The sequence below is a fragment of the Flagellimonas oceanensis genome (genome assembly GCF_003992595.1).
Taxonomy (GTDB): domain Bacteria; phylum Bacteroidota; class Bacteroidia; order Flavobacteriales; family Flavobacteriaceae; genus Flagellimonas; species Flagellimonas oceanensis.
Genome location: NZ_RZNA01000042.1, coordinates 1 through 14,690 on the forward strand (window position 1 = coordinate 1; position 14,690 = coordinate 14,690).

Annotated in this window: 13 protein-coding genes; 3 read left to right on the forward strand and 10 right to left on the reverse strand. The window is 35.4% G+C overall.

Annotation, left to right across the window (positions count from 1 at the left end; genetic code table 11):
* From EO132_RS11670 to EO132_RS11695, 6 genes are all read right to left on the reverse strand, one after another.
* Positions 1-257: helix-turn-helix domain-containing protein (locus tag EO132_RS11670; protein WP_164732267.1), on the reverse strand; the 257-nt coding region annotated here is incomplete at its 3' end.
* Between the two features lie 134 nt (positions 258-391).
* Complete coding sequence (locus tag EO132_RS19770; protein WP_127138032.1) at positions 392-631, reverse strand: thiopeptide-type bacteriocin biosynthesis protein; 240 nt, start codon at positions 629-631, stop codon at positions 392-394.
* 11 nt (positions 632-642) lie between these two features.
* Entirely contained in the window at positions 643-2,880 is a 2,238-nt protein-coding gene (locus EO132_RS11680; RefSeq protein WP_127138033.1) for a lantibiotic dehydratase family protein, read from the reverse strand.
* Between the two features lie 8 nt (positions 2,881-2,888).
* The gene (locus EO132_RS11685) at positions 2,889-4,109 is read right to left on the reverse strand and encodes a lanthionine synthetase LanC family protein (protein WP_127138034.1); all 1,221 of its coding nucleotides are present in this window, start codon (positions 4,107-4,109) and stop codon (positions 2,889-2,891) included.
* Positions 4,110-4,226: 117 nt separating this feature from the next.
* Positions 4,227-4,916, reverse strand: a complete 690-nt coding sequence (locus EO132_RS11690; RefSeq protein ID WP_164732334.1) for a hypothetical protein — start codon at positions 4,914-4,916, stop codon at positions 4,227-4,229.
* Between the two features lies 1 nt (position 4,917).
* The gene (locus EO132_RS11695) at positions 4,918-5,823 is read right to left on the reverse strand and encodes a DUF6734 family protein (protein ID WP_313781230.1); all 906 of its coding nucleotides are present in this window, start codon (positions 5,821-5,823) and stop codon (positions 4,918-4,920) included.
* A 167-nt stretch (positions 5,824-5,990) separates the two neighbouring features.
* Between EO132_RS11695 and EO132_RS19305 the strand changes: the two genes are divergently transcribed.
* The 3 genes from EO132_RS19305 to EO132_RS11705 all read left to right on the forward strand — a co-directional run bounded on the left by EO132_RS19305 (position 5,991) and on the right by EO132_RS11705 (position 10,705).
* Positions 5,991-6,149, forward strand: coding sequence for a class I lanthipeptide (locus EO132_RS19305; protein ID WP_164732335.1), 159 nt, complete (start codon positions 5,991-5,993; stop codon positions 6,147-6,149).
* 458 nt (positions 6,150-6,607) lie between these two features.
* Positions 6,608-9,274, forward strand: a complete 2,667-nt coding sequence (locus EO132_RS11700; protein WP_127138037.1) for a hypothetical protein — start codon at positions 6,608-6,610, stop codon at positions 9,272-9,274.
* Positions 9,275-9,895: 621 nt separating this feature from the next.
* Positions 9,896-10,705: a DNA adenine methylase gene (locus tag EO132_RS11705; RefSeq protein ID WP_262707590.1), complete on the forward strand. Its 810-nt coding sequence runs from the start codon at positions 9,896-9,898 to the stop codon at positions 10,703-10,705.
* Here the strand turns inward: EO132_RS11705 and EO132_RS11710 are convergent.
* From EO132_RS11710 to EO132_RS11725, 4 genes are all read right to left on the reverse strand, one after another.
* Entirely contained in the window at positions 10,702-11,628 is a 927-nt protein-coding gene (locus tag EO132_RS11710) for a hypothetical protein (RefSeq protein WP_127138039.1), read from the reverse strand. The two genes, EO132_RS11705 and EO132_RS11710, sit on opposite strands and share 4 nt — an antisense overlap.
* Complete coding sequence (locus EO132_RS11715; protein WP_127138040.1) at positions 11,628-13,436, reverse strand: ORC-CDC6 family AAA ATPase; 1,809 nt, start codon at positions 13,434-13,436, stop codon at positions 11,628-11,630. The genes EO132_RS11710 and EO132_RS11715 overlap by 1 nt, the downstream gene beginning before the upstream one ends.
* A gap of 87 nt (positions 13,437-13,523) precedes the next feature.
* On the reverse strand, positions 13,524-14,342 hold the full coding sequence (locus EO132_RS11720) for an IS3 family transposase (protein WP_127136440.1): 819 nt from the start codon (positions 14,340-14,342) through the stop codon (positions 13,524-13,526).
* 23 nt (positions 14,343-14,365) lie between these two features.
* On the reverse strand, positions 14,366-14,641 hold the full coding sequence (locus tag EO132_RS11725; protein WP_072882405.1) for a transposase: 276 nt from the start codon (positions 14,639-14,641) through the stop codon (positions 14,366-14,368).
* Positions 14,642-14,690 lie beyond the last annotated feature (49 nt).

Here is a 14,690-nt window from a genome sequence, read left to right on the forward strand (position 1 = left end):
GGGAAGTACCGCTCTAAGGTCCTCAGCTGTTCGCTCTTGGGCTTTTGGTCCGCCTTGAAGAGCCTGTGGATCTCCTCCAGGGTCATCTCCGAGACCTCGTAGGGCGTCAGCCTGTAGCACTTGAAGAACTCGATGTACTTGGCCACCGTGTTGCGGGAGATGCCAAGTTCCTTGCTGATCCGTCGCTTGCTGGCCCCCTCGCCGTACAATTTGTAAATCCTTTTTGCCTTTCGCATATCTATCTGTTTGTTCGCCATGGTCTTTTTTACAAAAGAAACCATCGCAACACTCAAATAGAATCGATCTTTTTAGTGGCTCACTTTCATCCGCCCCACTATGCTCACTTTGGTCCGCCGCGGGTGGCTCACTTTGACCCGCCGAAGGTGGTATACTATGCCCGTTTTTTGCAAATATATTTCGTATCGCTTATCTTTAAGCGAATTCTAATATGGAAATCAGGGTCTGTGTATCGAATAAAAAACCACTTGTCGATAAGTTTGCGACCTATCAAATTACTGACCAATGGTTTGATAGCCTGGCTCAATAATGCGTCACCAGTCTGAGGTCCAATGTAGATTTTATAATACAACCATTCGCTACCTAAGGCAAAATTTCTAATTGTGTTATGCATATAAAGAGGTGTTAGAATTCCTTTACTTTTCTTTTATCAAAAAAGGAAATTATGACTTGATTGGTAAAATAACTATCAGGTGACCTTACCAAACCCTCCCTTTCAAAAAGAAATTCAGAAAGTACAAACTCATCTCTTTTTTTCACCGTGTCAAGAAACATTTGTACCAAGGTTATATTATTAAGGTTAACCAACAATTTAAAGTCATTATCCTCTAATACAACTAATTCAGGCAGTCTTTTTTTCTTTCGAAACGCATGCACTAATTCCTTTAAAACTTCAGTATTATCCTTTTGACGGAGAAGCTCCTCAATGTCTTGCCTTCTTAATTTCCATTTAGCAAGATGGAAAATAATATTTCCGAACTCTACTCTTGGTAAAAAATCTCTTTGATATTCTAAAGGACCATAATTAAAATATAAGTCATCCCTTAGACTTTGCGTTTGCATATCGCAAAGAAACTGATATATGGGTAAAGTACTCAATGAAAAATTATGTGCATTGGTCAAACGTGGCAAAACCTGTTTATCCAGTTTTTTTGACCTTAAAAAAATGTTATCGTTTTTAATCGATATATACAAATCATCAAGAGGTAATTGTTTTTCAATTCCCAGGATAGATTTTGCTAGGTAAGGAATTTCATATTCCCGAAGTTTTGGGCGCATCAGGACATTGCCTACTCTTGCTTCTGGTAAATGAACAATTTCAGCCAGTACCTTATCAGGATTCATCCTTTCTTCCAACTGCACAATATTTTGGACATGCTCATGAATCCCTGTATCCGAATGGCAAAATCTTCCCATCAAAATGGCTGCAGTAGAGCCACGGAATCTAGAGAAGTTAATTTTTTGAACGCCCTTGTCAATTACAAATGCGGCCATAGTCGATAAAGTTTCCGGCAAATCATCCCACCTCGTAGGAAATTCTTCGAAATCTTTCTCTTCCAAAATGATTTTACTTTGACCGTTTCTATCACAACTTAACAATTTCATTTGTAGTATATCATGTATGCGATTCCACTCAATTTCCCTTGGTTTGTACTTACTTTCTTTAAGGGGTAAAATGAGGTCATCAACCAACGGGTTGATATCACCAGAACTTGCTTCTTGCAGATAACCAATGCCTGTTTCAGTATCAAGTACAGTTGAAAGGGGCATTTCTCGTCTATCGTACCTTTCTATATAGGCCTGCTTGAATATGCTTAAATTGTTATTGGAGGGTGACATTGTCAATTTGTTGAGTAAAACCATTCCCTTTTTAACATCATTAATAACCAATTTAGAAATTTGGTTTGTTTGTGGTTCCAACTTCATATCGGTTTGAAAAAGGTACTTTAGTTCAAAGGGAGTGGATAACTTCTCAATATGCTTTCCCAAATCCAAATAGACCCCAGGCGAGTTTCCAATGTTTTCATCAATTTTTTCAAGTAGGTCTTTTGTCTTCCCAAGAATTTTAGCTTCAAATTGCGCATTACCAACCTTTCTCAATGTTTCCATAATTTGTTCCATAAATTCCGGCCCAGAGACAGAAGGCTCTAATTCACTTACTAACAATTGATTTTCAACTAATTCAGATATATAAGACTTAGCATCGTCATATGGAACATCCAATACTGTCAATTCTGAAATTAAATCTGGTAAATAAGTGCCCTGATTTGCCTGTAATAGGACCTTCTGCAAGTAGTATGAATCATCGACTTCCACTATTCGATGTTGTCTTGTACCTTTGACGTAATAATATTCAACATATCTCAATTTGTCACCAGATTTGTACAAACTGGAGTTCGGATAAAATAGTAGGTTTTCTTGGATTTTTTCCTTTTTAGCAAGATCTTGTGAAAGAGCAACAAGAAAATTCATATCTAGTCTGGTATGCCTTTTATTCTGTGACGAATCAATCATTTCAACATCCGTTTCTGGAGCAAATTCCCCTAACGCACACCCGGCAAAAAGACCAAATGGAGTACACCTTGTAGACATTCTCGTTAGGTATTTTAGCAACGTATATTGCAACTTTTTTAGACGCTTATCGTCAAGAGTTCCATCAATCATTTTTTCCATGGCAAAATAGACTGTAGGAGAGGCCAAAAACATAGCTTCTTTTACTATTGGGTCCTGACATATTTTTATTAGATCTTCATTTGCTACAACCTCATTATTTGTGAGTCTGGTATAAAAACCAAATTCAAATAATGGGGTACGCAAAACGAAGTTCGGCATATGATCGTATGGATTTTCATTAATACTCACAGCACTCTTTATTTACCAATCATTAAGCATTCATCCCATGTGTTTCTCTCTGAAGAGAGCAAATCAATCATTACCAGTCCAATACCAGAAATACCCTCTAAAATTGATAAAGAAGGAGTCCAGTTTCTATCTGGTCCAGACAATTGCTTATAACCTACATATCCGTCTTGGTGTTTTGCTTTATTTAGGCCGTCACCAATCCAAAAATTTATTGAATCTTCAAACAGCTTGCAGGGTTTATGGTAGTTGGCAACATGATACATATGTGCGTTTCCATATGAACCATGACAAAAACCTGCGTCAACCACCATGGTATCCCTGGTGTTTTTTCTTTTAGTTGTTTGCTGTAGAACAAATAAAGAATTTTCCATCAACGAAGGGTTATTAAGTGCTTCAGCGACATGCATCATTGATATACCAATGCCTAAATCTCCATGGCACCAGGCCAACCTACTCTTATATTGTTTCGAACTGTTGTCAACAACTGCATTTGGAAACAACGAGATATCTGCTGAAGTTGCGTTTTGGACTGTCCTAAGGTATTTTACACCTAATTCCAAAGTGTGACTTGTTAGTTTTCCAAATTCATTGAATTTATGGAGTCTGGAGAAAAAGTTTAATATGTTTGCCACTCCATGGGCGGCACCTAGATTATATCCATAAATGTTATTTTCAGGATCCAAAACACTGGGCCACTTAGCCATATTGTTTTCGATTACGGCCAGTCTTTCCATCTCAGAGATGCAGTGAACAAGAATACTTTGGTATTTCTTTCGAAGTTTAAGATCTTGAGTTTCCTTAAATCGTTTGAAAAAATAGAACGCATATCCAAGGCCACCATGTAAAAAATCAAATCTGCCCTTACCCAAATCATGTCTCATTTTATCAAATAAGAAATCATCAAATTGACTTAATAAATGGTCACTGTCCAGTTCTATAAAGCCCTCCTTGTCCAGATGCTGGATAACCCATGCCATGCCGGCGATTCCATTGCAGTATGAGGGGTGAGAAAATCCAGCATTGATTTTTTCAATACAATGTGCAATTATTTCGGCACCTATATCAGCATTATGTTCGCTACCTGTGTGTTTTGAGTAATAAAATTGAAATAAGGCTGCCCCGGAAATTCCTGCTAGAACACCAAGATTATCATCATGGTCCGTATATTTGACACTTATGAGTTGAGCTATTTCTGATAATTGAGATTCCAACCTTTCTTTACTGTACATTTTACTTATTTAGATTCGAATTACAGACCATATTTCAATTCTTTCAAGGAAAGAAGAAAGGAATACGATTCCAAGAAAACATTCCTTAACGTATTTTATATTAAACATAACTCAGTCTTAGATTGGAATTATAAACATTCGAAAAATCAATTCCCTGATAAGGAACTCCGTTAAATTCCAAATTTGTTTTTTTTCCCTTTCGGATTCTAATTCAAGTTCTAAGAGCAATCGATTTGTGGCCTCCATCAGTGTGATAGGTGATTCAAACAGTCTTAACAAAAAATAAGAATACTCACTCAATGGATACTCTAAAACGTTTGATTCCAGTGATTTGTCATAAACGCCCGTTCTTTTAAAAAGAAAATAATGGTCCTCTTCTTTTGTGATGAGAATATTTTTGACTTCTAAGACTTCAGAATAGGATTCTCTAATTATCCATTTCCAATCAGATTCGTATGTATTAACCAACGGGTTGAGACCAAACCTCATTTTAAAGATTTTTGTATAAGGCTTATTCAGTACTATATTTCTTAGTTTACTTTGCGAAACCTCTCTTTTTCGTATCTCCTTTGTAAAAGAAATGCTATCACGTAAAAAGAACTTTTCCTGTTCTATTTCAAAAATCTCATTCAACCGCTTTTGGTCGAGAGATGAAATCCTTTTTTCCAAACCTTTCGTATCCAGCATAACATCTTTTAGGTCATCCCTTTTCAATTGAGAAATTTTGTTTACAAATAAGGATTTATCTAATGAAAGGGCTTCAACCAAAACCAACGTTCGCTTGTAATGTGTTCCTATTAAAGACAATTCAATTAGCATTATCATTAAACAAAGAACAAATTCTGTTATAATAATCTGGATAATCACATAATAACTGTAATTCTAACTCTCCATAGCATTCCATCATAGATTTTGCTCTTGAAAGAAGGTGAACGAACTTTAAAGGCCCAAATCGATTAAAGAAATCGCTCAGATGCATAATGTTTTCTTCTTTTTCTTGGATTAAATGCTTGATATCGATACCTGTATTTCTAGCCATTACCGAGAAAAGATATTGTTCATAAATCATAGCAAAGGAAGATCCGTTCACATTTTTATTTATCCTGTCCAGGTTACTATTTATAAAATGAAATGCACGATCAACATAGTCTTTAAAGAAATCAATATTGTTACCACCAATGATACCTGCGTTGGATGAATCAAATCTTTTTCTTGACGAAAAGTCATTTTTAAACTCTTCAAGCAACTGAATGTTATTTCTTTCTAAATGTTGGAGACTGTGATAATAATGACCTTCCTCTATATCCAGATGTTGACCGATTAATTCTGCATTTTCTATATCCTGTCCAAATCTTCCCCAAACATAGACGTCCCCATCAACATGTATAAATGGTGCATCTTGTATTTGATATGCATATAGTTTTCCTATCGCCCATAGTTGTTCCGGGTAGTGATTTAATCCATCCAACTCCACAGTTATTTTGGTGTAAGGAAGTTTTAGCGTATCAACAAGAAGGTGTTTACCCCTTCGGTCCGTTACAAGCTCAACTTGGTCATATTTTTCCCTAAAAGACAAACAACTCAGTGCCCAACTCATCCAATGATATTTTGGATGAAGCCAACCACCATCGTATTTTTCAATATCCCTGTTTGCTCCAAAGGCTGGTTTGGACCAAAAACTATGAATAATCTTTATAGAATCGATAAGATAAATTACTTTAAAGTTAGACTTAAACTATATTTTATGTAAGTTTTTTCTAAATATACAATAGAATTTTCTGATCTAATTAATAATATTAACCTTTTTTTAACATGTATCTGTTTACAAATTAATAATTTAAGTTAAAATTTTAATAATTTAATTTTAAAAACCAGGACATTATGAAAAAAAAGAAATCATTGGATGGGCTAAGTTTGAACAAAAAGAAAGTAAGTGAACTTAGCACTTCAGCTCAAGAAAAAATTAGAGGTGGCTACATTACTCAATGGGCTGATTCTTGGATTTGTGGTACTTCAATACCTAGCTGGGGTTGTTGGTAATCTTTTCTATTTAAAAGGTCACCAGTATGCATTTGATATTTGAGACCTTATTATTTTGTTTAGAATAATCTGTGTTCAATTTTGATTTCTCGAAGTTGAACACTTTTTTTTTAACCCCAACAGTTAAACCAACAATTACTGATAAAGTAATTATCAATTAGCTTATAAACCTTGACTACTGGCCATCAAATAATTCAAAAGCTCATTAAATTTAAGGCTTAGTTTAGCTAAAAACATATTAGATTTAAATCCATTAGCACAATAGGGGCATCAAATTATTGATAAAAAGGACATTGATTTTGAAGAGGATAACGTAATCTGTATTGACAGATTAAGTATTTCTGAACTATCATTAGCATTAGAAAATTTGGAATATTTCAATGATTAAAAAACTGTTTTACGTAACTGTTATTATTTGCAACATATTTTCTGTTTATAAAAGTTATGCTCAAAATCCCTTGGAAAAGGATACATCAGCAAACACAGTAAACTCAGAAAAAATATATTTACAACTTTCAGGAACAAATTTTAATACATCAGAAACTATTTGGTTCAAAGCCATAGTTACGGATGTCCTTAATCATATGCCTACAAAAAAAAGTGGTGTTCTACATGTTGAATTGATTGATCCATTGGATAATAAAATAGTCGATGACAGTCTCCTAAAAATAAATAATGGTGTTTGTCATGGATTTTTTCAATTGCATTCCAGGTATCCCGAAGGGAAATATATCATAAGGGCATATACGGAATGGAATAAAAATTTCGGTCCGGATTTCATCAACTCAAAATATATCAACATCTACCGGCTTAAAACCAATAACAACAAACCTGATCCAATCAAAAACGTTGTCTTCAACAAAAATCAAGACTCAGGTACATATTCTTTGTCTTCTACAATAACTGTTAGTGAGTTAGATAGCCTTAATACAAGTGACGCGATGTTGTATGTGAATTGGAAGGGGAGCAAAGACTCTATGCTTATAAAACCAACGAAAAGAGAGCCAAATATTATTGTCCAACACACTATTCCATTAGATATTCCCGTAATAAAATATCAATTGAAAACTAAAAATGAAGAGTTTACAAAGTCGGTTGTTCTCAATAAGGAATATGGCTCATTACAGTTTTTCCCTGAGGGAGGTTCTTTTGTCGAAGGCCTTCAAAGTGTAGTTGGTTTTAAATATTTGGACTACAGAGGAAAAGGTGTTGAAATTCATGGGGCGATAAAAGACGATAACGGTATTGAAGTCGCTGAATTCAAAAGCAATGCTCTTGGGATGGGCAAATTAACCCTTAGACCAGTAGCTGGAAAAACATACCACGGTGTAATAACGACCAAAAATGGCAGTTCTTATGAATATGATTTACCTCAGGCAAAAAAGATTGGCCAGGTTTTAAGATTAGTTCATAAAGGGTCAAATAAGGAATTGAGAATTTGGAACAAAGAAAAAAATAAGGATAGTCTATTCATCAGGTTTTTTCATAGAGGAAAAAACCTTTTTCTCTTAAAAGGGAAATTCAGAAAAGGCGCATTTTTGTTTCGATTCAGTAATGATGAATTACCAAATGGTGTGATTGGGCTTACTGTTTTCGACAAACATTTTAAACCCATCATGGAAAGGCACTTTTACAACGAGCGAAAAGAGGAAAAACTAGATATTATTACTGAAATAGAAAATGATAGCTATAATATTAGAGATAGCGTTCAAGTTAGCATATCAACTTTACACAATAATCAGTACTTGCCAGCATCGGTTTCTATTATGGCTGTAGACTCCAGTTATTTCTATGGGACCAATTTGGAAAGAAACAACATTGTATCCTTCTTTTTGTTGCAATCAGATATTAAAGGTACTGTCGAAAATCCATCTTACTATTTTCAAGATGATAAAAACTTGGGTGAGTTGGATTATTTGATGTTGACCCAAGGTTGGACCAATTATAAATATGAAGTTAGAAAGGAAACAAAAAAAGTTGACCCCGAAATAGCTTTGGAGGTAAATGGCACAATTCAGTATACGAATGGCGGACGTGACGGTGAGTATGCAGGGAATACTAAATACGAATTGAATATGCTTTTGATGGGGGACCCTGTTGAGATTTACACTGAAGAGACAGACGGCAAAGGGAATTTTAGCTTCCAATTAAAAGATAGCTATGGACTCGGCAGAAAGTTCGCCATACAACCTTCAAATGACAGCTACAAAAGAAACAACCTAAAGGTTAATATCCTGGACTATGAAATACCGGAAATAGATTATGGAACGGAAGAAGTTATTGTCCCTGTAGATAGTGTCATCGAAAAGAAAATGACACAAAAAATTGAGGAGGAAATCAGGCTAGACCCGTTTCTCTTACCAAATACCATAGCACTTGATGAAGTTGAGGTGAGTGACTACAAGGTTACCCCTGAACGTGCTGAAATGTTAGAATTGCACGGAATGCCGGATATGGTAATCTCCAGCGATGAATTGATAAGTAAGCAAAAAAATTGGACAAGAAACCTGTATCGGTGGTTGCTTTTCAATTACCCATCAGAAATAAAGGTTGACCGGGTGGGCAACATAGGTGGTTTTGAGCTGGCCTACGTAAACAGCGCGGAATTTACATATGTTGTTATAGATGGCATTCCGGTACACCTAGATGATTACAGGCATATTGGGAATATTCGGGTATCTGCAATCAAGAGCGTAGAAATAATAAGAAATACTCATACAGCAAACCAATATTTCAATGAAGTTTTTGATTGTGCCCCTGTCTGCCCTCCGCCAGCATTTCCTGCGATAATTGCTATCTATACCTATGCCGGAAATGGCTTATACGGTACTTTTACGAAATCGAAGAAAAGCAACCTTGTAATTGATACTGCTCCACAATTTTCCCCAACCCGTGAATACTACGTTCCAGAATATCATGAACCCTCAAAAATAGACTGGGATGTTCCGGATAGACGGACATTGTTGTATTGGAAGCCCGATGTTGTTACCAACAGCGAGGGCAAGGCCAAAACTTCCTTTTTCAATAGTGATTTAACTGGAAAAATGGTAATTATCTGTGAAGGAATAACTCTTTCCGGAAAGGTTGGGTATTCTGAACTTGTTTATGAAGTCAAAAATCCCTAGATATCATTTAAAAGAATTTGTCCTTTATTTAAATTTGGTTGATTGCTTACTTATGGAGTTAACGATAAAATAGTTGTGAATAAATAGTATCTTTCGAGGTGGCAGACTTAGCTACACACCCATAACATACTGTTTTTCAATTATTTAATTGAAATTTTCAAATTCTGCACACCTGATTGTACAACAAAACCATGAAAAGAACTTTAGAGATATAATTTGTTCCCGTTTATTCTCTTAAATATACAAAAAACATCAAATAATATTTTTGTATTTAGTTTCCAGCTAATGCCCCATCTATAATCCCTCATTCAACAAAGACCTTTGTTCTGTTTACTTGGGCTGGATGAGCCTGAAAGATGAGACCACTCAAAACGGAAAATTTGAGTTACCCAATATTTAGATTTAGTAGATTGAAATTCAGATTTATGTGTTAATTTCAAAGCTACTCAATTTTATCCAACGAGTGTGATATCCTACGGCGTTTCCACTAACGGGAGGAGGTCAAAAAAGATAAGTCTATAATACGTCTTTTTGTACTATTGGGTAAATAAATATATCAGTTAGATAGTTAATAATTATATTTGGATTTATACCGCAAAAAAAATTTGTGTCATCAACAATATTGATTCTAAAGTAGGTCCATTTTTAAGATGGACAGGTTCCAAATCTTGGTTGGTTTCAAACCACATTGAAAGGTTTTTGCCTACTAAATATAATGACTACCACGAGCCTTTTTTAGGAGGTGGGTCGGTTTATTTTCATTTAAGACCAAAAAGTATTTCTTATTTAATGGATGTCAATGAGGATTTGATTAATACATATCAACAGATAAGAGATTATCCAGAATTAGTCATATCTAATTTAAGTAAATTAAAGAATACTGAAGAAGAATATTATAGAATTAGGAGCTCTCAGCCACGTACTAATCATACAAGGGCAGCGAAATTTATTTATTTGAATAAAACATCGTTTAATGGTATTTATCGTGTTAATAGCAAGGGAATATATAATGTCCCTTATGGATATAGAAAAAACATAGATATAGTTGACAGAACAAATTTATTAGGAATCAGTAAAGCTCTAAGAGGGACTGAAATTTTATGCCAAGATTTTCAGGCATCAATTAATAATGTTAAGGAGGAGGATTTAGTTTTTTTAGATCCTCCATATACTGTTGCCCACGAAAATAATGGGTTTATTGCTTACAATCAAAAGTTATTTACTTTGGAAGATCAATATAGATTAAGGGATTTAATCAAAATTATTAACGAACGTAAAGCATATTTCATATTAACAAATGCTTGTCATCCCAAAATAAAAGAATTATACCAAGATGTGGGTGCCATTTCAAAGGTAAGCAGGTATAGTCGAGTTGGAGGTAGAAATAAAACTAGGGGCATTGTAAATGAATATATAATTACTAATTGTTAATCATCTATAGTTTCAAACAAAACTTTTGAAATTGCAATTGTCCCCATTGGGGTTACATCCGTATGAATTTTTTCCCTTTCACCTTGAATATGAAGGCAGGTTATTTGATTAAACCGATGACAGATTAGCATTGATGCAAGTGTGAGTGACTTGGGTCCCATTGGAATTATTGTTATATGGGAATTATTTATGTGAGAAGATACCAATTCTCCAAGTAGACGAAATGTATTCTCAACATTATTGATAGGAGTTTCAATTTTTCCCGAACTATAATTTATTAACTCTTGATTGACTTTATTTATATTTAAGTCTTTATCGTGATTTGATAGAAATACATATGTCAAATCAGGCTCTAACTGATCATAAACACTTAAAAGTACATCTCCATCATAACCTATTCCAAACAGAGCAACCGAATAATCATTAAAATGATCGCTTCCTTCAAGTCCATGTAGTGTGGTTACTTTGTTGACTCGAAAGGGCGTGATTCCTGGCCCCCATTTTCCAACACTGTAACAAAAAAAGATTTCTATTGATTGAAATTTATTTTGGAATTTAGTCCAAGAAATTAGAGCATTATACCAAGATCTAGGCATTGAACTATAATCAATTACAACCTTTAGTTCTTTTATATTTAATTGATTGGTATACTCATTTAGCAGTTTATAGATAGATCCCTCGTCTATAATAGTTTCTATTAAAAGTCCCTTTTTTACATAAAAGTCATTGTTCAGTAATCTTTGTGGTTCATTTTTGAAATCTGTAAATCCAAGAACTAATATATTATCAATTCGGTTTACTATATCATTTTTAGTTGCTAGGTGAGTACTTCTTTTTTCATAGCCACACGCAAAAATACCTAGATGAAACCTCTGTTCCAACGAAAATGAATTAATATCCTCAACAGATTTTAACTTTAACATTACTCAATAAGTTTAATTTGTTTCGATTTGTTTAATTCTGTCAAAAGCACCATCAAATCTCGATGTGAGCCTCGCCTTGGTAAAAGATTAAAATTCGGTGCAAGAATATATGCGAATCTAAAAACACCTTCTTTTTGTGGGATATAATCAGGTGTACTTTTATTGATATTATGATAAATTAATCCAAGATCAACTCCTCTTTTTATTTGCTTCCAAAGGTTTTCAGGTATATTATTGCTTATTTTGAATGAAGAGAACTGCTCAGTCCCAACTTTTCCCTTATGTAGACAAGCCTCCATATATTCCCCGAGAAGTAAAACTAAATTATATAACTCACTTCCAGAAATTGTGTCATTTCGGAACCTGTTTAAAGATTGTTTAGAGTAAGATTTAAAAATTTTAGTTTGAACCTGTGGGCTAATAATTGGCCCTTTTGTTTCATCATCTAATGATGTTAAGTCTACTTGTCTAATCATTGAATTAAGAAGCTTAATAAGCCTTCTTGGATTTCCATCAGCGCAACTAACCAACATTTTTACACCAGAATAAATATCTAAATCTGTTTTTCCCCTATTAGAATCTATTGCATTCTTTAGGAGCAGCATCCCTTTCATTTTTCTTCCAAATTGGCTTCTAAAACTTTTTTCATAATTAGGTGACTTCATGAGTTTCTGAGACCTCGCAATGGTTTTGGTGTTAGCATACTTTTTAAATAGTTGCATATCCTCGGATTCTTCATCTAAATCAAATTGATTATAATCAAGTAGCACTGATTTGCCCAATAAAATATCCAAGTTGAGATTATCGATTTTTCTATTATTTGAAGCAGATAATCTCTTTTTAAAAATAGTCTCGATTATATTTCTATGGTGTGAAGAATTGTTTTCAATAGAAGTTAAATATGGATCTTGGTCTATATAAACATAATCAAAATCATCTCCCTCATTTATGGGTCTCTCCATATTTGTCTCTAAGGTGTAATGACAATATGGAGTGGTTGTAATTTTAAGAAAAAGATTACCTGAATCTGCTCTTAAATGGGAGTTCAAAATTTTATGATAATCTTTTGGTAAATTTTCAGCTTCATCAATACAAAGTAACCACGCTGCTGTTGAAGGAATAGATAAAAGTTCTGATGATATTTTAATTGCTCTTTTTAGTGGCTCAAACAATTCAATATGGAAACCAGGTCCTGCTCTTAATTGTAAAGGTTGATCTAATGATCTTGCCTTAGCAATTTCATATTGCATTTCATAGCTAATATCGTCAAGATGCTGACTAAGTATTTTTATGGAATTTATGCCAGGGTTTATCTCCTCCTTAATCCATTGTTTGGAAATTGCTGATATGATTTTTCTTTCTAACCTAACTCTATCTTCAAGATCGTTGTAATATCGAATTAGACAACTATCTAATGTCGTTAAAAAAGCATGACAGGAAGCAACATTCAATTTCCATTGAAATAAGAGCTCTTTTTTATTCTTATCTAACCAGTTCTTGTTGCTTAAAGAACCAATCCATTGGGTTTTTGTCGAGATATACATGCCAAAAAATGATTTTTTTTCAATCATTGATTTTGACCTTGAATTTTTAAGCTTAGAAAGATGACTATGTGACAACATTTTTGCTAAAGCTGTTTTGCCAGAACCACGTGAACCTAATATCACATTATTTTCTGCTGAAAGAATCCTCCAAAATTGTGGTGTTGGCACAAAAGTTTGGACCAGTTCTTCAGTTGTTAAATTTCGAGCATTTTCAATTTCAAACAAATCTCTTTTGAAAGCTCTATAAGGCTGTTTATTCTTCATTTTTTAATAAAAAGATTTTATCATACCCACTTTCATGTTGTAGATACCCCGATCTTTAGGACAGTTTCTCTACAAAACTAATATAATTCAAGCCGCTCTCTTAAATAGATCGATAGGTCTTTCATAGTCGATGGACTGGTGTCTTCTTTCATGGTTGTAATAATCAAAGTACTCTGCCAATAACAGATAAAGGTCCATACCGTCCCTTGGAGGGTTCAGGTATATCTTCTCGTATTTTACATTCCTCCATAGCCTTTCGATAAAGGCATTGTCCGTGGCCCTTCCCTTACCGTCCATGCTCAGGCGTATTCCCTGGCCCAAAACATAATTGGCGAACTCCTCGGCGGTGAACTGGCTCCCCTGGTCCGTATTGAGGATCTCAGGTGTCCCGTGCTCACCTATGGCCTCTTCCAATGTTTCCCTGCACCATTGGGCATCCATGGAATTGGACACGCTCCAGTTCAGGACATAGCGGCTGTGCAGGTCGATGATGGCCACCAGGTAGAGATATCCCTGTTGCATGGGGATATAGGTGATGTCGGTTGCCCATACCTGATTGGGCCTGTCAACTGTCAGGTTGCGTAGCAGGTAGGGATACGTTTTGTGGTCCTTGCACCTTCGGGAGGTGTGCTTTCCCGGAAGTACCGCCCTAAGCCCCATTACCTTGTAATAGAGCCGTTCGATCCGGTTCCTGCTCACTTTATAGCCTTTGTCTTTGGTCAGCCAGATGTGCATCCGCTTGGCCCCTTTGAAAGGGTGGTGGAGATAATGTTCGTCCATCTCCCGCATGAGCTTCAGGTTCAGTTCGGTCTCGCCCCTGGGCTTATAGTACAGCCCGGAACGATGGACCGACAATGTTTCGCATTGTTTTACAATGCTCATCTTGGAATGACCCTTGCGTATCATTTTTCTGCGTTCGGAGAGTGGTCTCAGCGCAAGGCGTCCTTTAAAAAATCGTTCTCGACCTTCAACTGGCCTATGGCCTTTAGAAGTTTGTCCTTCTCCCTTTCGGTCTCGCTGCGGGCATCCTTCTTGCCCGATTCGAACACCTGCTCGGCCCCATCGAGGAAATCGCGCTTCCATGCGCTGATCTGGGTCGGGTGTATCTCGTACTTCTGGGCAAGTTCGGCAAGGCTATGCCGCTCTTTCAAGGCTTCCAATACCACCTTGGTCTTGAACTTCGGGGTAAACTTTCTTCGTGTCATATTCAGTAAATTTAATGATTAAACTTACTGCCCTAATTTTTGGGGTATC